The 20,903-nt window shown below is 48.1% G+C and carries 19 protein-coding genes and 2 tRNA genes; 13 read left to right on the forward strand and 8 right to left on the reverse strand.

Translation table 11 applies throughout. From position 1 onward, the window contains the following. Positions 1-107: 107 nt before the first annotated feature. The gene (locus PVA46_RS01235; protein WP_167694962.1) at positions 108-1,061 is read right to left on the reverse strand and encodes a ribonuclease Z; all 954 of its coding nucleotides are present in this window, start codon (positions 1,059-1,061) and stop codon (positions 108-110) included. A 112-nt stretch (positions 1,062-1,173) separates the two neighbouring features. On the opposite strand from PVA46_RS01235, the gene galE reads away from it, so the two are divergent. Next, positions 1,174-2,151 carry a UDP-glucose 4-epimerase GalE gene (gene galE, locus PVA46_RS01240; protein WP_167694963.1) on the forward strand — a complete coding sequence of 326 codons (978 nt, stop codon included), beginning with the start codon at positions 1,174-1,176 and terminating at the stop codon, positions 2,149-2,151. A gap of 58 nt (positions 2,152-2,209) precedes the next feature. Then, the gene (locus PVA46_RS01245; protein ID WP_167694964.1) at positions 2,210-3,010 is read left to right on the forward strand and encodes an HAD family hydrolase; all 801 of its coding nucleotides are present in this window, start codon (positions 2,210-2,212) and stop codon (positions 3,008-3,010) included. 53 nt (positions 3,011-3,063) lie between these two features. Here the strand turns inward: PVA46_RS01245 and PVA46_RS01250 are convergent, their stop codons facing one another. Together PVA46_RS01250 and mutL are read right to left on the reverse strand one after the other, a co-directional pair. Beyond that, positions 3,064-3,324 carry a zinc ribbon domain-containing protein gene (locus tag PVA46_RS01250; protein ID WP_167694965.1) on the reverse strand — a complete coding sequence of 87 codons (261 nt, stop codon included), beginning with the start codon at positions 3,322-3,324 and terminating at the stop codon, positions 3,064-3,066. Positions 3,325-3,412: 88 nt separating this feature from the next. Further along, a complete protein-coding gene (gene mutL, locus PVA46_RS01255; RefSeq protein WP_167694966.1) occupies positions 3,413-5,248 on the reverse strand; it encodes a DNA mismatch repair endonuclease MutL in 1,836 nt (611 codons plus the stop codon). An 81-nt stretch (positions 5,249-5,329) separates the two neighbouring features. On the opposite strand from mutL, the gene PVA46_RS01260 reads away from it, so the two are divergent. Continuing rightward, complete coding sequence (locus PVA46_RS01260) at positions 5,330-7,855, forward strand: helicase-related protein (protein ID WP_167694967.1); 2,526 nt, start codon at positions 5,330-5,332, stop codon at positions 7,853-7,855. A 12-nt stretch (positions 7,856-7,867) separates the two neighbouring features. Here the strand turns inward: PVA46_RS01260 and PVA46_RS01265 are convergent, their stop codons facing one another. Further along, positions 7,868-9,325, reverse strand: a complete 1,458-nt coding sequence (locus tag PVA46_RS01265; protein WP_167694968.1) for a hypothetical protein — start codon at positions 9,323-9,325, stop codon at positions 7,868-7,870. A 106-nt stretch (positions 9,326-9,431) separates the two neighbouring features. On the opposite strand from PVA46_RS01265, the gene ispH reads away from it, so the two are divergent. The 7 genes from ispH (at position 9,432) to PVA46_RS01300 (ending at position 16,094) form a co-directional block, all read left to right on the forward strand. Next, positions 9,432-10,280 carry a 4-hydroxy-3-methylbut-2-enyl diphosphate reductase gene (gene ispH / locus PVA46_RS01270; RefSeq protein WP_167694969.1) on the forward strand — a complete coding sequence of 283 codons (849 nt, stop codon included), beginning with the start codon at positions 9,432-9,434 and terminating at the stop codon, positions 10,278-10,280. Between the two features lie 89 nt (positions 10,281-10,369). Beyond that, positions 10,370-10,786: a GNAT family N-acetyltransferase gene (locus PVA46_RS01275; RefSeq protein ID WP_167694970.1), complete on the forward strand. Its 417-nt coding sequence runs from the start codon at positions 10,370-10,372 to the stop codon at positions 10,784-10,786. 99 nt (positions 10,787-10,885) lie between these two features. Then, positions 10,886-12,523, forward strand: coding sequence for a CTP synthase (locus PVA46_RS01280; protein WP_167694971.1), 1,638 nt, complete (start codon positions 10,886-10,888; stop codon positions 12,521-12,523). Between the two features lie 58 nt (positions 12,524-12,581). Further along, a tRNA-Arg gene (locus tag PVA46_RS01285) sits at positions 12,582-12,655 on the forward strand. A 69-nt stretch (positions 12,656-12,724) separates the two neighbouring features. After that, positions 12,725-13,060 carry a hypothetical protein gene (locus tag PVA46_RS01290; RefSeq protein ID WP_167694972.1) on the forward strand — a complete coding sequence of 112 codons (336 nt, stop codon included), beginning with the start codon at positions 12,725-12,727 and terminating at the stop codon, positions 13,058-13,060. A gap of 9 nt (positions 13,061-13,069) precedes the next feature. Further along, complete coding sequence (locus PVA46_RS01295; RefSeq protein WP_167694973.1) at positions 13,070-13,471, forward strand: GNAT family N-acetyltransferase; 402 nt, start codon at positions 13,070-13,072, stop codon at positions 13,469-13,471. Positions 13,472-13,517: 46 nt separating this feature from the next. Continuing rightward, positions 13,518-16,094, forward strand: a complete 2,577-nt coding sequence (locus PVA46_RS01300) for a hypothetical protein (protein ID WP_167694974.1) — start codon at positions 13,518-13,520, stop codon at positions 16,092-16,094. Positions 16,095-16,140: 46 nt separating this feature from the next. Here the strand turns inward: PVA46_RS01300 and PVA46_RS01305 are convergent, their stop codons facing one another. From PVA46_RS01305 to coaD, 3 genes are all read right to left on the reverse strand, one after another. Beyond that, on the reverse strand, positions 16,141-16,479 hold the full coding sequence (locus tag PVA46_RS01305; RefSeq protein ID WP_167694975.1) for a hypothetical protein: 339 nt from the start codon (positions 16,477-16,479) through the stop codon (positions 16,141-16,143). Between the two features lie 74 nt (positions 16,480-16,553). After that, a tRNA-Leu gene (locus PVA46_RS01310) sits at positions 16,554-16,636 on the reverse strand. A gap of 53 nt (positions 16,637-16,689) precedes the next feature. Next, positions 16,690-17,175, reverse strand: a complete 486-nt coding sequence (gene coaD / locus PVA46_RS01315) for a pantetheine-phosphate adenylyltransferase (protein ID WP_167694976.1) — start codon at positions 17,173-17,175, stop codon at positions 16,690-16,692. Between the two features lie 145 nt (positions 17,176-17,320). Between coaD and PVA46_RS01320 the strand changes: the two genes are divergently transcribed. From PVA46_RS01320 to PVA46_RS01330, 3 genes are all read left to right on the forward strand, one after another. Next, positions 17,321-17,944: a hypothetical protein gene (locus tag PVA46_RS01320; protein ID WP_167694977.1), complete on the forward strand. Its 624-nt coding sequence runs from the start codon at positions 17,321-17,323 to the stop codon at positions 17,942-17,944. A gap of 87 nt (positions 17,945-18,031) precedes the next feature. Beyond that, positions 18,032-18,817 carry a tetratricopeptide repeat protein gene (locus PVA46_RS01325; RefSeq protein ID WP_167694978.1) on the forward strand — a complete coding sequence of 262 codons (786 nt, stop codon included), beginning with the start codon at positions 18,032-18,034 and terminating at the stop codon, positions 18,815-18,817. Next, on the forward strand, positions 18,814-19,479 hold the full coding sequence (locus PVA46_RS01330) for a tetratricopeptide repeat protein (RefSeq protein WP_167694979.1): 666 nt from the start codon (positions 18,814-18,816) through the stop codon (positions 19,477-19,479). The genes PVA46_RS01325 and PVA46_RS01330 overlap by 4 nt, the downstream gene beginning before the upstream one ends. Before the next feature lie 24 nt (positions 19,480-19,503). Here the strand turns inward: PVA46_RS01330 and PVA46_RS01335 are convergent, their stop codons facing one another. Continuing rightward, a complete protein-coding gene (locus PVA46_RS01335; RefSeq protein WP_167696240.1) occupies positions 19,504-20,847 on the reverse strand; it encodes a glycine--tRNA ligase in 1,344 nt (447 codons plus the stop codon). Positions 20,848-20,903 lie beyond the last annotated feature (56 nt).

Below are 20,903 nucleotides of genomic sequence, written 5' to 3' on the forward strand. Positions count from 1 at the left end.
TGCTAATATCGATTTTGTGGGTCAATAACTTTAAAAAAGTGGCTAATTTGGGGTAAATATGGTTGATTTGAAGATATTGACCCCATTTTAAAAAGTAAAAAAGATCTTTATGGTTGGCAATTAGGTGATGTTTCGTCTTCTTGATGGGGGATGTGGAGGTGCATGCGGTCGCGGGAGAGGAAGGTATTGGGGAAGATGCTTTGGGCTTCTTGGAGGAGTTTGGGTAATTCCCAGTCCATGTAGCGCGGGCTGTAGTGGATGAGACCCATCTGTTTGACCTGCGCATCTTTGGCGATCTGTCCGCTTTGTTTGGCAATCAGGTGATGTTTTTCTTGGGCGCTGGCAAGAAGCTCTTGGGTGAACATCCCTTCGCAAATGAGCAGATCGCTACCGAATACATCTTTGGCGATGCTTGGGTTATAGAGGGTGTCGGTAACAAACGAGATCTTGCGCCCCGATCGGGGTGCACCAATAACTTGGCTAGGTTTAATAGTCTCTCCAGCTTGATTTTCTACGCTCTGCCCACGTTGAAGCTTGCCCCATAGTGGTCCTTCGGGGATACCCAAAGCGCGTGCGCGGTCGGGGTGAAAAACGCCAGCACGAGGCTTCTCTTCGATGCTGTACCCCACACAGACGCGTCGATGATAGAGCGGAAAATTGCGCACCACATACGCTTCGTCCTCAAAAACGACTTCGCGTTGATAGGGGTCAATCTCGATAATCACAATCTGATAATTGATATACATATCTAGTGTATCGAGTTGCGCCTCCACATAGGCCTTTACTTTGGGTGGCCCAATAATATAAAGCGGTTCGTCACGATGCACCTGACTCGATAACATCAACATGCCAGGCAATCCGGTAATATGATCGGCGTGGGTGTGGCTAATAAAGATCGCTTTGATCTTTTTCCAGCGTAAATTGAGCTTCTTTAGCGAGATTTGGGTCGCTTCTCCGCAATCAAATAAGAGCAGATCCCCATCACGTCGCACCAGCATTGAGGTTAAGTGGCGATTGGGTAACGGCATCATGCCGCCACAGCCTAGAATAAAAACTTCCATATCTAAGTTGCGAGTATATCACAAAAGTCAATTTTATGCTATACTTTGTGTAAAGTTCTTATTTTACTGCGAGATAATTTACAGACATAGGGCATGACAAGGAGGTAACAGAATGAAAGTTGTCGTCATTGGTGGGGCAGGATATATCGGATCGCACGTGGTGCAGGCACTTTTGCAGGCCGGACATACGGTTAAGGTTTATGATAATCTTAGTACAGGACAAACAATCAATTATTTTGATGAGGCGCATAACGTTGAGGCGGACATCCTCGACTACCCTACGCTCGTTAAAGAGCTTACCGGCTACGATGCGGTTATTCACTTGGCTGCCTTTAAGGCCGTGGGCGAGAGCATGACGCACCCAGAAAAGTACAGTATCAATAACATTATGGGTACGCTGAATGTCCTCAATGCGATGAGCGCCCTTGGTATTACACGCATGGTCTTCTCCAGCAGTGCCGCTATCTTTGGCGAGGGCGACGGTACGCCTATCCAAGAGGATGCGCCCAAAGCTCCTACTAGCTACTATGGGTTTACCAAGTTGGAGATTGAGCGATTTTTAGCGTGGTACGATCGTCTTCGTTCGATGCGTTATGCTACGTTGCGCTACTTCAATGCTGCCGGCTACGATCCTAGCGAAACAATTCTTGGCTTGGAGAAGAATCCTGCGAATCTTATCCCCGTAATCATGGAGTGCGCGTTTGGCATCCGCCCTGAGTTGACCATCTTTGGTAAGGATTATCCCACCCAAGATGGCACCTGTATCCGCGACTATATTCATGTCAGCGATCTTGCTACGGCGCACGTCAAGGCATTAGAGTATATTGACCGTGAGGATAAGAGCGTTGCCCTGAATCTCGGCACGGGCATGGGCTTGAGCGTCAAAGAGATTTATGATCAAGCCGTTTTGGTACACGGTAAACCTATCCCCATGCAATATGGCGAGCGTCGTGCAGGTGATCCTGCGCAACTGGTGGCTTCGTCTAGTAAAGCGCAAGAGCTTCTGCATTGGCACCCCCAACACAGCACCCTTGATACCCTGATCACGTCAACCTATCAAGCGTATCGTCGCCACTACCCCCGTGCCTAAATCAAGCGCGCCAGAGTAAGAACAAGATGAATAAAAATACGTATCCGAGGAGGGATAGATGAGAGAGATTAAGATGGTTGCCATGGATATGGATGGCACAATTTTAAGCCACAATGACGACGGCGTTTATATTAGTAACAGCGCCAAAGATGCGATCCGTAAATTGAAAGAAGCTGGCATCAAAACCGCGATTGCCACAGGGCGTAGTTATGGACTGCTCAAAGATTTAATTGTTGAATTAGGCATGGAAGAAGATTATCACGTGATGTGCAATGGCGCTGCCACGCTTGCTCCTAGCGGTGAATTTATCAACCTACACGGGCTCCCCCATGATGCCTATCGTTTGTTGGTGGAACGTTTCAGCGCGAAGGAGATTCCCTTTGCCGTCTTTGATGCCGATCTCTCCTACTGTCTACCATACACCATGCACGCGCATGCGCACGCTTACCGTGAATCTATTGTTAAGGAAGATCTCTTAGCGATTCCTTATATCACCAAATTTGTGGTGGGCCCCTATAGCCACGCTGTCATCGAGGAGCTTACTAAGGATATTCCCATCTCCCTCGCGTTAAGTGTCTTTCAAGGGGTGGATTACGCCGAAATTTGGCCTCTCGGGCTACATAAGGGTACGGCGGTAGAGGCAGTGGCTAAGCTATACGGTATCGGCATTAACGAGGTGATGGCCTTGGGCGATGGTGGTAACGACACCCAGATGCTAGAGTACGTGGGCTGGGGCGTAGCGATGGGCAATGCTACCGATGATGTCAAGAGTTATGCCAACGCGGTAACCGATACGATCGACGAGGATGGTCTTGCTAAAGCCATCGATAAGTACGTCTTTAAGCGCGATTTTTCTTAAATAAAAGAGGCTTCTCCCCTGCATATGCTTGCGCGAGAGAAGCCTGATATCACCTACTGCCAGCGTTTGAGTTTGGGGAGGCTTTCGCGTAGACGTTGTTCAGCCTCTTCTTTGCTCAACTCTGGATGAACCTCGCTTAGATAGATGAGCGAGATACGCATCATTTGGTCTAGCGTTAGATCATGGATAAACGAACCATCTTTAAAACAGTGATGGCAATAATCCTCTGCCGACGATCCATCGTGATGCGTGCCATAGAACGATTTTTCTTCGCCCATCGGAATACCACAGCTTTGACAATAATTAGCAACCATTTTTTATCCCTCGTATTCTGCGTATATATATTTATTTTAATAGACTATCTTTATTTTGTCAATAAAAAGTTTCAAAAAAGGAGTTACTTTAGACGATGCGTTTGATCCATTTGTAGAGTTGTTCGCGGGTGAGCTCGATCCACAACGGGCGTCCGTGGGGGCAGAAGGGCTCGGCTAGGGCGAAGGTGGCTTTAATGAGGTCGATGGCACCTTGGTCGTCGAGGTATTCGCCTTCTTTGATGGCGTTGTGGCAGGCGATGGTGGCGTAGAGCGTCTTTTTGATACCTTTTTCGAGATTGAGTAGATACTCTTGCCAAAAGCTCAAGCTCTGCCCCAGACTGGGGCAAGAGAGCAGTTCGATATGCTCCTCATCGACTCCTTGAAACTCGATGCCCATCTCTTGAAGTTCTTCTTTCGCAAGGTTCATTAGGAGCATTTGGTCGGGGGAAACTTCTATTTTTAGTGGCGTGAGCAGTCGTTCCACCACTGGAGGCTGGGCGAGAATCTCTTCGAAACGGATACGTTCGTGGGCGGCGTGTTGGTCGAGGAGAAAGAGACTGTCGCCTTTCTCTACGAGGAGAAAAACGCCAAATACTTGCCCTAGGTAATACCAACTCTGGGTGATTCCGCCAGAAAGAGTGCTCTTTTGGGCAAGCAGTGGCTCAATGCTCGATGCGGTGAGAGAGACATGTGGTGTTTCTGCTTGAGGAGCATGTGAGTGTGCGGGATTGGCTTGTGGAGTGAGTCCTAAAAAATCGGCAATGTTATCCCCCGCAATGATGCGCGAATAACTTTTAGGATGGGAGGCATTTCCCTGTGCCTTGCCTTTGGGTGGAGTTGCCAACCACGCTTCTTGGTGGGAGAGATCGGGGAGCGGGTTGACTATCGGTGGAGTGATGGGGCGAAAGAGCGAACTCTCGTGGATGGTGGGCTGGAATGTAGCGAGTTTTTGGATGAGTAATTGGGTGATGGCGCGATGAATTAGCGGAAGGTTGGTGAATTTAGCCTCACGCTTGGCAGGATGAATATTAAAATCGACCAGATCAGGACGAATCTGTACAAAGATAAAGCCAGAAGGAAATTGTCCACCCGGTAAGAGCTTGTCGTAGGCGTGGAGCACGGCTTGCACGGGGGCATACTCCATGATGCGTCGGCCATTGGCGTAAAAGTGGATATAGCGCTTATCGGTGCGGTGCAGATGAATCGGGCTACTGATAATCTGGAGGCTAAAGCCTTCGTCGGTGGACTCTTCGCGAAAGCTGACGAGGGGATCTTGCCCAAGTTGTTGGGGATAGAGACCCACAGCGCGCGCGGCAAGGCTCTGGCTGGGTAGCTGAAGCTTCTGTTTTCCGTCGAGAAAGAGCGTAAAGCCGATCTGCGGATGGGCGAGTGCCTTTTCGTAGACCACTTGGGTCGACTCTCTGGCTTCGGCGGTGCTACTTTTGAGAAAGCGTTTACGGACAGGAATGGTGTAAAAGAGTTCTCGCACGCGGATGGTGGTTCCTACAGGATGGGCCGATGGTTTAATGCTCTCGACCACACCATCGTGGGCAAGGAGTTGATGAGCATCGCTTTGGGCATGCTTGCTGGTGATCTCTAGTTTAGCGCAGGTTGCCAAGCTAGCCAGCGCCTCGCCACGAAAGCCCAGTGTTTGAAGACGATCGAGATCTTCGACACGCTGGATTTTACTTGTCGCATGGCTGACAATGGTGAGGGGAAGGTCGTCGGGTAAGATGCCAAGCCCGTCGTCAATGATGGTGATCTCTTCGATACCCCCGTGTTTGAGATGGATGGTGATCTGTTTGGCTTTAGCGTCGATAGCGTTATCGATGAGTTCGCGCAGGGCACTGGCTGGGCGCTCGATCACTTCACCGGCAGCTAGTCGGCGTGCCTCATGAGCGGGTAGCAACTTGATCTGGTTCATGCGATACATTATAAATAAAATTCGTAAATTCGCCTAGTGGGATCTATACTTTTTGCAAAAAAATTTGTAGAATAGGGGTATATGAAACCAAAACGACTCCCAATCTATAAGCATCGAGAAGAAATTCTATCGATTCTCAAGGAACATGCCGTTGTCATCGTGGAGAGCCCCACGGGTAGTGGCAAAACGACACAACTTCCCATTATTTTGCATGAGGCCGGCTATAGCGACCTCGGTGTTATTGGGGTAACCCAGCCTAGGCGTATTGCCACGTTAGGTGTTAGCGATTTTATCGCCAAGCAAGTGGGTGTTACCTTGGGTGAATTTGTCGGTTATAAAATGCGATTTGAGGATCACACCTCTAAGCGCACCCGCATCAAAATTATGACCGACGGTACGTTACTCCAAGAGCTCAAGACCGACCCCCTATTAAGCGAGTATACCATTTTGATGATAGATGAGGCGCATGAGCGTAGCCTCAATATCGACTTTATCCTCGGGTTAATCAAACAGATTTTGAAAAAACGTAGCGATCTCAAAGTGATTATCTCTTCGGCAACACTCAACGTACGCGCCTTTTCGGAGTATTTCGATCGCGCACCAGTGGTCTCGTTGGATACGCCGACCTATCCGGTAACGGTTATTTATGATCCGCCTGAAAACGACACCGAAGAGGCGCTCATCGCTAAGATTGTCCAGCGCGTAGAGACCGTTATCACCACTGATCGCAAAGCAGGGGATATTCTCATCTTTTTACCGGGTGAGCGCGCCATTAAGATCTGTATGCAGGCGCTAGCCCAATTGCCCATCAGCAAGAAGCTTTGGATGCTCCCTCTCTATGGCATGCTCGCCAAAGAGGAGCAGGAGCGCGTCTTTCTCAAGAGCCCTTTTGGTAAGCACAAGGTGGTGATTGCGACCAACATAGCCGAGACTTCCATCACGATTGATGGTATTCGTACGGTGATTGATTCGGGGTTGCACAAGGAGAATATCTATAATCAGCGCACCTACACCAATAGTTTAGAGCAAGATTTAGTCAGTAAGGCTGCTGCCGATCAGCGTAAAGGGCGCGCCGGACGCACCGCTGCCGGTACGTGTTATCGATTGTATAGCAAAGAGGCCTTTGCGCATCGCCCCCACTACGGCACGCAGGAGATCTTTCGTACTGATTTGAGCGAGGTGGTCTTACGGATGGCGGGGCTGGGCGTGAAGAATTTCTTGGAATTCGACTTTATTGATAAGCCATCCAAAGCAGGCGTTGCCAGTGGCTTAGAGACGCTCACCTTGCTTGGCGCGGTGGATGAGGCGTATCAGATTACCTCAACGGGGCAGATGCTTTTACAACTTCCTCTCTTGCCACGCCATGGGCGTATTTTGGTGCATGCGTTGCTCCACTATCCGCAAGTGTTAAGCGAGTGTGCTACCGCGTGTGCTTTTTTGAGTAGTAATAATCCTTATCTCTTTCCCTTGGGCGAAGAGATAGAGGCGCGCGAGGCGCAACGGCGCTTTCAGCATGAACAGGGCGATTTTATGGGCTATCAATTGCTCTATAATGCCTTTGAGGCGACGGATAATCCAGAGGAATTTTGTCAGGTAAATTACTTGGATTTACGTACCATGCAAGAGATCCGTAATGTGAAGCGTCAGTTAGAGGAGATTCTCCACGCCATGGGTGCGGTGATTGGGCAAGGGGGTAGCTACAAAGAGTATATGAGCTGTTGTATGGCTGGGTTGGTACAATTTATCTGTGTGCAAACGGGGCAAAATGTCTACCGTAGCCTCACCGCCGATCGTATTATGATTCACCCTGGATCGTACATGTTTAAGAAGGCATCGCCCTACATTTTGGCTGGGGAGATTGTCAAGACGACACGCATGTATGCTCGTAGTGTGGGTAAGATTGAGCGTAGCTGGATAGAGGAGCTTAGCCCTGAACTTTGGCAGTCGCTGGGTGCCTACGCCAAGAAACCTTCGTCTAGTCGGGAGAGTGCGAAGTTTGATAAAAAAGCCAAAGGCGCTAACTCCGCCAAAGATAAACCGTTAGGCGTGAGCGTGGGAAAACTCTTCTATCCTTTAGAGAAGGGCGCTAAGGGGAAAAAGGCGACGGTCAATCTCGATGGGCAAGCCATCTGGCAGGAGAGCCGTGGCAAGCATGCCCCTGAGGTGGTGATCCATTTGCCTAAGGGCAGTAAAGCCACGCTATTACTAGGCGATAATCTGCAGATGAATGGCTTGAATCCTACATTGGCGGTTGCTTTAGCGAGCATGGAATCGCCTAAAAAGATGGTCTGTAAGCAGTGCGATAAGTATCCGAATTTCACTCCTCAAGCGGGTGAAGCTTTAGTGCACTTTCTCCAGCAGGCGCAAGATATCGGTAAACTTGTGGTTAGCCGACGGGGTCAAATATTGGGCTTCTTGGCGCTGATGCAAGATCAAAAAGGGCGCTTTTACTTTAAACCGATCCTCAAATTTACGCTCTTTGTGCGTCATACGCAAGAGGTGTTGGAGCTCTTGGACGATATGAATCTGATGGGAGAAGGCGAAGAAGCATCACGCTTATTGAATCAAGCATTTGAACGCCTAACTCGTTTTGCTGAATTGGTTTAATGATTATTCATTTTAAGAGTTTTGTGTAAAATCGAAGAGGGCAAGCAGGCGGTGGGGTTGGGCAAAGCTCTTACTGCCTGCCACATCGAAGGCGTGGAAGTAATCTTGCACAGGATAGCTCTCGAGGAAGGCTTGAATGGCTTGCGCTTCTTCTAGGCTGTAGGCGGGAATGTAGGCATGAAGTGCTTGATTGGCGTGAATGTCCCGGGTAACGATGATCGGTCGCATGATGTAACTGCCCATCGCCTGCCAGACAACCTTGTAGGGTGCGAAGGTATAGCTATTAACCCCTAATAGGACATAAAAATCGGCACGTTTCATGTAGCTTTTAAGCATAATTCCCTTTCTACTGGTTAGTTGTTCTTTCACACGTAAAAGGTAGGTGTAGGCGCTGGGGTAGTTATGTTCTAGCTCTTTTTGCGAGAGGATCTGTCCATCTTCGGGGTGATAAGGCAGAAAGATCCAGCGATAGGGCTCAAAGTGATCTTCTTTGAAATTTTTTGCGGTTAAGAGCGGGTGGACGAGCGCTTTCGGGAGGATGACCTCGTGGTGGACGTTACTCACTTGCACATGTTCGTCATCGATCACTTGGTAGTGTTGAAAGATGAAACAGCTATTAGCTCCTGATGTGTTAATGCCTTGTCTGGGACGCTGTTGGGGCTTGAGGGGGAATGGTTCGGGAGTGATTTGGGTATTAGGCCAAGGTTGTTCGCGCCAATGATTGGCGGTAACGGGTTTTTTGTAGTAGTGTCGGCTGGGTGGATTTTCGGTCATGTAGAGAAGGCCGTAGTCGCAAGAGATGGGAAAGACCTTGAGGTTGGAGAGATTATAGTACCACTGTGGCTGAAGTATTGGGGAATTTCTGGGGATAAAGTTGCGCCACGGAGCGTGGGCTGCCGAGGTGAGCAGTGAGTGGGGAATAAAGGCTAAGAGTTGTCGTTTTTGTGGAGGCCAGCGATCGAGGCTTACGGCGAGAGCCAGCGCCGAGAGATCGACGTGGGAGCCCCCCATGATAAAGGAGCTGGTGTTTACCAAGTCGTAGTGAATGAAGAGCGGTTTGAGTTGGGCTTGGCGCTCGGGGCTAAGGCTACCGAAGGTGATCCATGGGGGATTGGTAAAGAGGATGTCGATGGTGAGCTCTTTGTGGCAGAAGAAGGTGTCGGTAACCATAAAATTCTCAGCGATAAATGTGAGTTGCCGATCCTCTATGAATCGCTTAAAGGTGTTGATGTGCATCACTTGCCAATCGAAACCAAAGAGGCGATGGATAGGGATCTCGGCGACGGGGATATTATCTTTAATCGCAAGGTCGATGAGCGCCAAGAGCAGTGCGCCTTCGCCCATAAAGGGATCAAGGACAGAAGCACCATCGAGCCAAGCCTGATAGATGCCACTGGTTTGCGCGGCAAATTGCGCCCAATAGCTGGGCGTGAAGACCTCGCCGATGTTAGGGTGAATAGATACGTCCATGGGCTTCTCACTTTACACAAAATGATCTACAATAGGGGTAGAATTGCCTTAATAATACTCATAATGAGGGGCTATGACAAGCGACTTAGAGGAGAAAAAGAGAAATATGCCAAAAATTATACGGGCCAAAAGCATGGGATATTGTATGGGCGTAGAGCGCGCAGTGCGCATCGCCGAGGAGAATATTGGGCAGGATAAGAGCTTGCGATCGTTGGGCTTGTTGATCCATAATGAGATCGAGAATCAACGTTTGGCGGGCTTAGGGTTGGGGATGAGCGATCTTGAGACATTGGCCCAGACGGGCGAAGGCGATCGTTTACTAATTCGGGCACATGGTTTAGATCCGCAAGTGCGTGCAAGCTTGGAGAAGCGGGGCTATCAACTCATCGATGCGACGTGTCCTTTGGTGGTGATGAATCAAAAAGATGTGCAAAAAGCGCGCGAGGCGGGCTATCATGTGGTGATTGTGGGGAAGAGCGAACATGCCGAGATCATTGCGATGCGTGGCTTTGCGGATCCAAAAAAGTTGAGCGTGATTGGATCGGTGGCAGAGGCGAGCGCCTTGGATATTGATGCGCAGGAGATCTTTGTCTTGTCGCAGACGACCCTACGCCCCGATCTCTTTAACGAGATTAAAACCGAACTTGCCAAGCGTTATCAATTGAAGGAATTTCGCCCATCGATCTGCCCTGCCACGCAAGATCGCCAAAAAGCCGTGAAGGAGCTGGCGAAAGAGGTTGATGCCATTGTCGTGGTGGGCGACAAGAATAGCGCCAACACCAAGGGCTTGGTGGAGAGTGCAGAGGTTGCAGGCGTGGCCGCTTACTTGGTGAGTCAGGCGAGTATGTTAGACTTGGGTGCACTGCAACATTATGAGCGCATCGGGCTGACCGCTGGCGCGAGCGTTCCTAGTTATCTTATCGACGAAGTAGAGGCTTCTTTGCGCAACTTGTAGAGCTGATAAAAAAATCGTTTGCAAAAAACCCAAAGAGGTGCTATAATGGTATCTAGTAGGGATGAGCTAGATAATGGAAGGAGAAATGTATGGAATTAGAAAAAAATGGCTTTTTATACACCGACGAAAAGGTGGATCCGGTGGGGGTATACGACTTATTGTTGCAGGGAAATATGCTCAATAACCGTAGCCAATACTTAGTAGAGGAGTCGTTACGGCACTCTTATTGCCTTTCGGTGTACGATCGTAATAAACTAGTGGCCTTTGCCCGTGTACTTTCGGACTACGGCTCGGTAAGCATCGTGCGCGATGTGATCTTGTTACCTGACTATCGCCACAAGGGAATTGCGCATCAGATTTTTGATCTGTTGACGAATTCGGAACTCTTTAAGCGCACCAACTTAATTTTATGGTCTCGCTTAGACGTACCGTTTTACCATGAGTTTGGCTTTAGACAGTTGAATCGTAAGATTTTCCTAAAGCCATCGATTCTAGAGCAGAAGTAAAATTTTATTAGATTTTCATCAATATTTAGTCTTACTCTTCTTGCCAAAAAATGCATTATCGTATAAAATAATGGGCGATGGAGGGCGAGACTAAAATTTATGAGCAATAGAAAATATGTCTTTGTTACTGGTGGCGTAGCTAGCAGTTTAGGAAAGGGAGTCGCCGTGAGTAGCTTGGGCGCACTCTTGGAGGCGCGAGGTTATCGGGTCTCTTTGCAGAAGATCGATCCCTATCTGAACATGGATCCTGGTACGATGAGCCCTTACGAGCATGGCGAGGTGTATGTTACCGAAGATGGCGCGGAAGCGGATTTGGATTTGGGTAATTATGAGCGCTTTACTACGGGGCAGGTGCGTCGTAAAAATTCGATGACCACTGGTCAGGTGTATATGTCGGTGTTGGAGCGCGAGCGTCGTGGCGATTACTTGGGCAAGACGGTGCAGATCATCCCCCATATTACCGATGAGATCAAAAATCGTATTCGCTTATGTGCACAAGAGAATGAGAGCGATATCCACGTGGTGGAGGTTGGCGGTACGGTTGGCGACATTGAGAGTGTTCCTTACTTGGAGGCGATTCGTCAATTTACGCGCGATCAAGGGGTAGAGAATGTTGCCTATGTGCACCTTACCTTAGCTCCGCACCTTTCGGCAGCCGACGAGGTGAAGAGTAAGCCAACGCAACACTCGGTGAAGGAGCTGATGAAGAGCGGAATCCATCCGCAGGTGATTGTGGTGCGCAGTAATATGCCCTTGCCGATGGAGGTTCGAGCGAAAATATCGCTCTTTTGTGATGTGGAGGAGGCTTCGGTTATCTCGGCGTATAATGCGCCTAACTCTATCTACCAGATGCCAGAAATTTTTGCCAAAGAGGGCTTCGACACGGCGGTATTAAAGGCGTTACATTTGGCTACTGATACGCCTCGGGATATGCAGAAGTGGCAGGAGATTGCTAAGGCATTCCGTAAGACGAATCGTCAGTTGGTGAGCATTGCGGTGGTGGGCAAGTATATTAGCCATCAGGATGCGTATAAGTCGGTTTATGAGGCACTTGAGCATGCTGGGTTGGCGGTGCGCGCGGAGGTGCAGTTACTTTTGATTAATGCCGAAGATATCGAGTCAGGTGATGAGTTAAGCTGGCAGATCCTCAGGGCCGGACACGGAATTTTAATTCCTGGTGGCTTTGGCGAGCGTGGGGTGGAGGGTATCATTAAGGCAATTGGTTTTGCGCGTGAAAATAATATTCCGCTCTTTGGTATCTGTTTGGGTATGCAGTGTTTAGCTATCGAATTTGCCCGATCACAACTGGGCTGGAGCGACGCACACTCTACTGAATTTAACGAAGAGACAGCATATCCGATTATCGACATCATGGAAGAGCAGAAGCAACAGCATAATATGGGTGGCACGATGCGTTTGGGCAGTTTTCACACGCAGATTACGCCAGATAGTCTTGCACATCAATTATATCAAGAGAGCGATATTTACGAGAGACATCGCCATCGCTACGAATTTAATAATGCATATCGCACCGAATTTGAGGCCAAAGGCATGCGCTTTTCTGGCATCAACCCCGAGTTGGACTTGGTGGAAATTATGGAGCTTCCTAGCCATAAATGGTTCTTGGCGGGGCAGTTTCACCCTGAGTTCAAAAGTAAACCGTTTGCGGTGCATCCACTCTTTAAGGGCTTTGTCGAGGCAAGCCTTGCCGAAAAAGTCTCGCGTAGCAAGGAGTAGTAATTGACTTTTTTATCAAGATTGGTTACAATGGTAACATCTTTAGGATAGAAGATAAGCGTTCATAGCTCAACCGGATAGAGCAATTGCCTTCTAAGCAATAGGTTGGGGGTTCGAGTCCCTCTGGACGCGTGGTTGGCTGATGCGTTGGCATGCTTTGTGATTTTTTGTTATCTCATGTTAGACAAAGGAGATATTCCAATGCGAGTATCATTAAGTGTTACCCTCGAGAAGGGCGAGAACAACGAACAGCTCATCAGCGCGCACTTTGATGTGGATGACAATATTGTCAACCTAGATAAAGAGACCTACCACATGCTCTTGAGCGCAGTAACCAGCCAAATGCTGATGCTTAAAGCAGCCGAGACGCAAGCGATTGTGGTTGATTCCTTAAAAGAGTCTTTACAAAATGGGATTAATGGCATTATCGTTGCATTTGAAAAAATGGCACAAGCAGTTCCTCAAGAGCGCTTTGACGCTGCCATTGCTGCCGCCCACGCGCGTATGAGAGAAGAACGTACTCCCCCAGAAGCGTAGGGTAGGTGTATGTCTTTAGGCTTTTTGATACGTCGATATCTACTTAGCGACTACACGCGTCTCTTTGCGATGATGCGCTTGGAGGACGATTGGCACGGTTATACCGATCCCTTAACGGCAGAGCGCTACCAACGTGCGCTTGAAAGTTCCATTGTGTATGTCGCGATTCTTGATCATCATATTGTAGCTTACCTACGCGCTCGAGATGATGATGGCTTTGGGCTCTACATCTATGATCTTCTTGTGCAAAAAGAGTTTCGTGGTCATCAGTTGGGCAAAATGCTTATCGAAGAGCTGGCGCGCGATTACCCTAATGGCACTATCTATGTGATGAGTGATGTGGATGTTTACTATCACAAACAAGGTTTTACTCAGCGCGAGGGATCGATTTTGGTGGTGCGTGATGCATAAAGTTTTTCCCTTCATGTTACGATGATTTACTAGGCGGGGGTGAGTCATGGCACGGTCTTTTTATGAAAAATTACAAGGGTTAAGCAAAGGCAACAAGCAGGCTAGCGAAGAGGATGTGAAGGATGCGTATCTTGCCTTTTTGAAGTTACGCAGTAGCGAGTACACCAAAAATTTAATCGATATCCGCATTAATGGCGATAAAATTTGGGTAGAAGCCAAGGCTGGCGAGGTGGCGTTGGACGTGATGTTTGCGCAGAGCTTGCATTATGTGCATCAGGCGCTGGTTAAGGGCGAGCACTTGCCCTCGTTTTTGCTGGTGATCGATCAGGCAAAGGTGGGGATTCTCCCCTATGCGAACATTCAACGGGCGTTTGAAGAGATGCATACGGTTATTGGTTGGGGCAAGAGCGCAAGCGACGTTAAGGCCTTGAGTAAGGCAGACTTTGCCAAAATCCAAGAGCTTATCGCCTATCATATCATTGCATTTTACTTTAAATACGAGGGCGAGGAGCAGAAATTCCTTGCGACATTTGATGAGATCAAAAAGAGTAATCAACTCACCCGCACTGATATTATCCCCGATAATTTGGATGAGGCGTATGCCTCGTGGGCGCTTTTGGTGGGAGAGCATTTGCGTTTAACGGTTGTCCCCGAGGGCGAGAGCGCCGTCTTGGCCGAGAGCGAATTGACCTTTCTCTTTTATGCCGATTTGATGCACGATGGCAAGAGTGCGAGTGTCTACCAAAAAGAGCTTCCTGCATCGGCGAGGTTGGTGTTTCTCGATGGGCAAAAGATCTTTTTATTTGATAATAATAGGAGAGAGGCGAAGGTAACCAACGAGGAGTCCTATCAAATTTATTGGAACCGTTGGCAACGTCCGCCCAAAGAGCAGTATCGCGATCAATTAATTTCCCGACGAGACGCCCTGATGCCCTTAGGCGAGCGTCGTTACGACGGGGAATTTTATACCCCACTAAAGTTTGTAAAACAAGCCTACGCCAAACTAGCCGAGATTCTGGGCAAAGATTGGCAGAATGAATATATCGTGTGGGATATGGCCTGTGGTACGGGTAATCTGGAGCAGATTCATGAGAAACCGCGCAACTTGTTTCTAAGCACGCTCAAGCAACGCGAGGTGGATATTATGAAGCTCAATGCAAAGAATAGCGAGCGCTATGCCAAGCTTCAAGAGGCCACCATCTGGCAGTATGACTACCTCAATGACGATGTGCAACCCGATGGCACGATTGCCTATACCGATTATGATCACTCCTTTAACTCACGCACGGGCGAGAAGATTCTCGGCGCACGTAAATTCCCCAAAGAGCTTGAGGAAGCTATCAAAGCCGGTAAAAAGATCGTGGTGCTGATGAACCCACCCTACGGCGAGGCAGGAACAACCTTGAGTTTTGATAGCAAGGCCGGCATCGCCAAAGAGAAGGGCGTGGCTAAGTATATGATGAAAAAGGAGTGGGGCGCGGCCAGCAACGAGTTGTACGCCCAATTTTTAGTACGCATCCAAAAAGAGATGCCACACGCGATTATCGCCATGTTTAGTAAGGTAAAACATATTAATTCGCCTAATTTTGAGCGCTTTAGAGAGCAGTGGCAGGCTAAGTATCTGGGTGGATTCGTCTTCCATAGTCGCAACTTTGATACTGTTGACGGAAGTTATCCTATTGCCTTTTTGATGTGGGATTTAGGCAAACCCCAGCCGATTACAGAGATTGTTTGCGATGTCTTAGATACCGATATTAAGGATGCCGAAGGGGCAATTAGCAGTAAAGAACAAAAAAAGTTCTTTAACCAACCTAAAGAGACCTATCTTAATAAATGGATTGACCGACCCAAGGCTAATCCGAATCTTCCTCGTGTTGTGCCTTTAAAAAATGCTTTAAAAGTTTTTACGGCTAATTTTATTCCATTAACATATTGGAGTGATAATGCGATAGGATATATTTTTGCAGATGCAAACGATTTTCAAAATGCTGGGCGTGGTACAACGCTTTTTAGTTCTCCGTATGGGAAAGGTCATGGCTTTTATGTCAACCCAGATAATTTGCATCAGGCGGCGGTGGTTTTTGCAGTGCGCCGAGCGATTCGGGGTACGTGGCTCAATGATCGGGATCAATTTTTGCAACCCACCAAGCCCTTAACCAAAGAATTTGAATTAGATTGTTTGGTTTATATGCTCTTTAATGGTTCCAACTTAAGTGCAGGTGCAAGCAAGCTTGTGTATCAGGGGCAGGCGTACACCTTAGTCAATCACTTCTTCCCGTATTCCCCCAGTGATGTAGGCGGTAGCAAGCTGGAGAGTTACTTTATGGTTGATTATTTGGAGGCAAATCAAGCCTACATCAGCGCACAGGCGCAGGCGGTGCTAGAGGCGGGCAAGTGGATCTATCAGCAGTACTTTAAAGAGTATGCCAACTTCTCCCCCAAAATTTTAGACGAGTACAAGCTAGGGCGTAGCGACGTGGGTTGGTATCAAATCAAGAACAGCTTGAAGCAGTATAAGGGCGGTAAACAACAAGATGCTTACAGCGCCATGCTAGAAGAGCCTTACAAGGCGCTCACGGTAAAGCTAGCCGATGCTATCTATCACTTTGGCTTTTTACGCTAAGGTAGATTACAACAGAAAAATAGACCCTCGGCACGTTGCTTAATGTCTATTTTTGTTTATATTCTTTGAGAAAATTTAAGTAATGCTCAATGGTGGCAGCTAGCGTACCATGTGCACTGGTCTGATTAACTTTCTCAAAATGAGGGGAAGCTCTTAAGATGCGGTTGGCTTCAATAACATCTGCATAAGATTTGTATTGATAAAAATTGGGTAAAATTTCTGTGGAAATGGCGCTAATAACTTCTTTTTTCTTGAGATAATCAAGATACATTGAAATAGTTGTTAAAGACAACTTACCTTCTCCGCTTCGTCTTTCTGCGGTTTTTAAGTATTTAGCATAAGCTTCTTCTCGTTCTTTAGGGCTTAAATTAGCAAATTCACTCATGTATATCCATCCTTTTTGATTAAAAATAAAAAACTCCAGGCAATAGCGTGTATCACTTGGAGCTTCAATTTTTGTGCCGAGAACGGGACTTGAACCCGTACAGCCTTGCGGCCGGGAGATTTTAAGTCTCCTGTGTCTACCATTTCACCACCTCGGCAACACGTCTATTAGGATACTCGATCTGGTAAAAAAAGTCAAGGTGTTGACTGGTTATTTATCGATATTTAATTTCTTGTGCATCATATCGGCTACCACCTTGGGCGCCATCGAGGTGATATCGCCCCCCAACAGCGCAATCTCTCTTAGTGCCGAGGAGCGCAAGATGGCGTACTTACCGGCGCTGGGCATAAAGAGCGTCTCCACTTGGTCGTTTAGCTGATAGTTGTAGAGCGCCTGTTCAAACTCGTTGGCAAAGTCGCTCAAGGGGCGCACGCCTCGGATAATCGTCTGGATATGATGTTGACGCGCGTACTCCACCACGAAAGTGCTCCACGTGATAACCGTGACGTTGGGCAGATCTTTACAGAGTTCTTGCATCATAAAGAGGCGATCCTCGTCGCTAAAGAAGGATGATTTGTTCGGATTTACCGCGATGAGGACGTGCAAGCGATCAAAAATCGCTGCCGATCGTTGGATCAAATTGAGGTGTCCGTAGGTGGGTGGGTCAAAGCTCCCAGGAAAAATTGCGATGCTCATGCCTATACCATGGCATATTCGCCGAAAAAAATCAAGATATTTATCAAAATTTAGCTAAATTTTGCGTTTAGGGTTTTGACATTTTTTGCAAGAGATAGTAAACTTAACGTTGTAGTGATCCGTTTAATAGAAGTAGGAGATGTCTATGAATAGAAGAGTAAGTTTGTTAATGATCTTTTTGGCGGTGTTGAGTCTTGGCGCTGTGGCCAGTACCAAGAGTGATGTGTTGATGCGTCAGGCACGTAGCGACGATCGTCTACAGAAAATCGATCTCTTACGATCGTTTGAGAATGGCGATATCGGTGTCGATAGCGAGAGCATCAAGGCCTTGGGTGTCTTGGCTGGTATGGGTACGGTATGGCGCGATCACACCTCCCGCTCCACCGATTACGCCGATGTGCGCGCTGGTGCAATGACTGTTTTAGGTAATAGTGGTATGGATGAAGCACGAAAAATCGTCTTCGAGGCGATCGATCTCGAGACTCATCCTATGGCATTAGTCGCTGGCTTTGAGGCTATCGCGAACTTAGGTGCTGGCGACAGTGGTCTGCTTGCGCTACGCGTGTTAAATGATGCTATGCTTCGTAACATGGCACGCACCAGTAACAATAGCGTCGCTGATGAGTATCTCAAGGCAATGGAGAAGGTGGCGAGTTCTTCTGATCCTGACCTTCAGACCATCGAGGTGCTTACCATGCTTAGCCAAGGTCGCGGATTCAGCCAAGACATTCGCTCTCGTGCGAACACCATGCTTAAGGGCTACTGGTAGAAAACATTTCTTATGCCTTAACGAAAAGACCTTTTCTAAAGGTCTTTTTTGTTGTATAATAGAAGCATCTAGGTGGTAGGAGTGGCTATGAAACAAGGGATAGTGCGCGTATGGTTTGTGCTGGGCGTGAACATGTTATGGTTGATAAGTAGCTGTGCCACGCAGTCGATGGAGAGTGAGATTGAGCAGATTTTGAACGAATATAGCGCAACCTCCAGCCACGGGCAACGCATCGCGCACCTGACAACCTTATCCGAATCCCAACTTTGGGCGCTCTTGGTAGATGCCAGTGAGGGGCATCACTACGATCGTGGCTTAGCGATTGCGGTGCAATTGCTCGAATTTCAGCCAGAAAACGACTCCATTTACCATGAGATGGGCTACTTTTTAACCCAAAAAAATCGCATTAATCCTGCCATTGCCATGTTCCAAAAAGCAATCTATCTCAATAAAGAGAACCACGCAGCGCATTACAATTTGGGTGAAATTTATCTATCGCAACGCAAGTTAAGTCAAGCACAGGCGATGCTAAAGCAAGCGCATCTCATCGAGCCTGAAGAGCATCTCTATGCAATTCAATTAGCTAAACTCTACGTCATGCAACACTATTATGAGGTAGCATTGGTGCTTTATCTCGATATTATCACCCAGATAGAGTCGGGGAAAATTGCTTTGCATGCTGTCAGTCAGGCGGAGTATGTGATGTTTGTCGATGTCTACTACGATACGGCGTTGGTCTATCTACATGGAAAAGATGATGCCACACAGGCAGATGTTTATCTCAAAAAATACGAGGCGCTTATGCCTGATGACGATGATGCGCGGGTGCTTCGGCTACAAATTGAGCAGCGATTGACGGGAGGTAAGGAATGAGAAGGGCATGGTTTATTGCGTTGATATGGAACTCTGTTGTGCTTATGTCGGGCTTTGCCAATGAGCCTATCGAGCCTATCGAGCGCATAGAGCTTGCTAGAGAGGCTTATCGTGCTGGTAATTACGCGCAAGCCGATCGCCTCTATCGGGATGTGGTGCGCTTTGCGCCAGATGTGGCGCGTTATCGCTTTGAGCATGGCATGGTCTACGTGGCGCTCAAGCGCTGGACGATGGCTAAGAGTAGTATGGAGCGTGCAATCGCGCTCGACCCAGAGCATCTCTTGGCACACTATAATTTAGCGCAGATTCATCTACAAATGCGTAAGCCCGCATTAGCGAAGGCATCTTACCAGCGCGCAATCGCACTGCGTCCAGACTTTGTCCCTGCCTATATCAATTTAGCTAACCTCCTACTCAAGGAGAAAGCTTATGACGAGGCTCAAGCGCTTTACCAAGCGGTGGTAGCTCTTGATTTGGGCGTTGCCGATGCCTATTTGGGTATAGCGATTAGTGCCTTTTATTTGGATGATTTTGTTATGGCAGAAGAGTATATCGAGCAATTTATCCTTCAGCGTCCACGTGATGCGCGCGGTTTACACTGGCAGAAAATTATCGCTGATGCCCTGCAGACACCAGCGATGGAGGATGAGATAAATAATTAAATTATCTCACTATTTACGTATTTATTAAGGTTTGCGTTGGTACTCCCGATTGAACTTGAGGATGTGGTGGACAAGATCATTTTTGGAAATACGTACTTGCTCCATCGAATCTCTAAAGCGCAAGGTAACGGTGTTGTCCTCTTTGGTTTGATGGTCGACAGTGATGCAGTAGGGCGTACCGATCTCGTCCATACGACGATAGCGACGGCCAATTGCTCCTGATGCGTCGTACTCCACATTGAAGACATCGCGTAACTCTTGGGTGAGCTCTTGGGCGATGGTGTCCAACCCTTCTTTCTTCATTAAGGGGAAGATTCCTGCCATTATCGGTGCGATGTTAGGATGAAAGTGCATCACTACGCGATGATCGCCGATGGTGCCATCCTCATTCATCGTGAGCGTCTGCTCTTCATAGGCATCCATCAGGGTGATGAGCACCGAGCGGGTGAGACCAGCGCTGGTCTCGATGACGTAGGGTAGGTACTTTTCGTTGGTGATGGGATCTTGGTAGTGGAGCTTTTTTCCACTAAATTCTTGGTGTTGACGCAAATCAAAATCGCTACGATCGTGCAACCCTTCTAACTCTTCCCAGCCAAAGGGGTAGTGATACTCAATATCATAGGCGTCGACGGCGTAATGGGCGAGTTCGTCTTTGCCATGTTGATGGAAGCGGAGGTTTTCGGGCAGAATACCTAGGTTTTGGTGATAGTAGTTCAGGCGTTTGGTCTTCCACGCTTCGAGTTCCGCGAGGTCGGTGCCGGGTTTCACGAAGTATTGCATCTCCATCTGCTCAAATTCGGCGGTGCGGAAGATGAAATTTTTGGTGGTGATCTCGTTACGGAAAGCCTTACCTACTTGGGCGATGCCAAAGGGCACGCTCTGGCGGGTGGTATCGACAACATTTTTAAAGTTGACAAAAATTCCTTGCGCGGTCTCGGGGCGAAGGTAGACGGCACTATCGTCGGCATCGGCAACAGGCCCCATGTGGGTCTTAAACATGAGGTTGAACTGGCGTGGATCGGTGAGTTCGCCCTCGCAGTTGGGGCACTTTTTGTTGGCAATCGCGCTCGGGTCAATTTTATCAGCGCGAAAACGTTGCTTACAGGCTTTGCAGTCTACCATCGGATCGCTAAAATTATCCACATGCCCCGATGCCTTCCAGACGGTAGGGTGCATCAAAATGGCAGCATCTAACCCGACAATATTAGCATGCGATCCTACCATACTCTTCCACCAGGCCTGCTGAATATTGCGTTTAAGCTCTACACCTAAAGGGCCATAGTCCCACGTCCCATTAAGACCGCCGTAAATTTCCGAACCTTGGTAAATAAATCCTCGACGTTTACACAGGCTAATAAGCTTATCCATGCTCGCGCCATAGCTGTTGGTTTGGGTGTGAGGATTAGGGCTTTTTTTCTCTTTTG

The organism is Entomospira culicis (assembly GCF_028748145.1).
Lineage (GTDB): Bacteria > Spirochaetota > Spirochaetia > WRBN01 > WRBN01 > Entomospira > Entomospira culicis.